This is a genomic window from Bacillus sp. DHT2 (assembly GCF_026241455.1).
In the GTDB taxonomy this organism is placed as follows: Bacteria; Bacillota; Bacilli; order Bacillales; family Bacillaceae_G; genus Bacillus_A; species Bacillus_A pseudomycoides.
Map to the genome: position 1 here is coordinate 1 of NZ_JAPHWH010000070.1, position 743 is coordinate 743.

2 pseudogenes are annotated in these 743 nt (G+C 34.2%); both read right to left on the minus strand.

Features of this window, described 5'->3' with window-relative positions:
* Positions 1 to 176: 176 nt before the first annotated feature.
* Positions 177 to 530: pseudogene (locus ORL93_RS30895) on the minus strand (ATP-binding cassette domain-containing protein); the annotation flags it as partial.
* A pseudogene (locus ORL93_RS31660) lies at positions 490 to 633 on the minus strand (IS4 family transposase); the annotation flags it as partial. The pseudogenes ORL93_RS31660 and ORL93_RS30895, both read right to left, overlap by 41 nt.
* Between the last annotated feature and the right edge of the window lie 110 nt (positions 634 to 743).

Sequence of the window (743 nt, forward strand, 5' to 3'; positions counted from 1 at the left end):
ATATCATATTCCCATTTATGAGTGCATTCTGTTAATATGTACCCTACTTTTCCTATTAAAAAGCCTAATTTCTCAATTGATTGTAGAGAAATTAGGCTTTTTTCATCACTCCATTAAAGCGCCCTATAGTTTAATGACTTGATTTACTGATTATATCTTCAATCACTCACTTTGAACTATATAGATATAGTTTTTGTTGCAACTGTTTGTTGAAATGCCTTATCATGCTCAACAATAACCATTGTGGGATTAAATTGTTGAATAAGCTCTTCAATCTGCATACGCGAATAAATATCAATAAAATTTAATGGTTCATCCCATATATATAAATGAGCTTTTTCACATAAACTTTTAGCGATAAGCAGCTTTTTCTTTTGTCCACCAGAATAATGAGATATATCTTTCTCAAATTGAATTCGGTCAAAATCCATCTTACGTAGGATGGATTTAAATAACGTCTCATCAATCTCGTGCTCTTCAATAAAGTCCGATAACGATCCCTTCAAATGAGAAGTATCTTGTTGGACATAGCGCAATTAACTGTCCATATAAATGGCACTGGAATCGCTCGAGTTTTATCTTTTTTACCGCATGAATACCAAAAATAGATTTCCATGTTTTAAATAAAATTTGTCGGGTAAAGAACTGGCGCGGTATCAGTTATGACCCGTTTCCAACCCCTCCCCATAAGAACTGCTCGTGAGGTTTTCCCTCAAGCAGCTCACCCCATAAACTTCATCAAA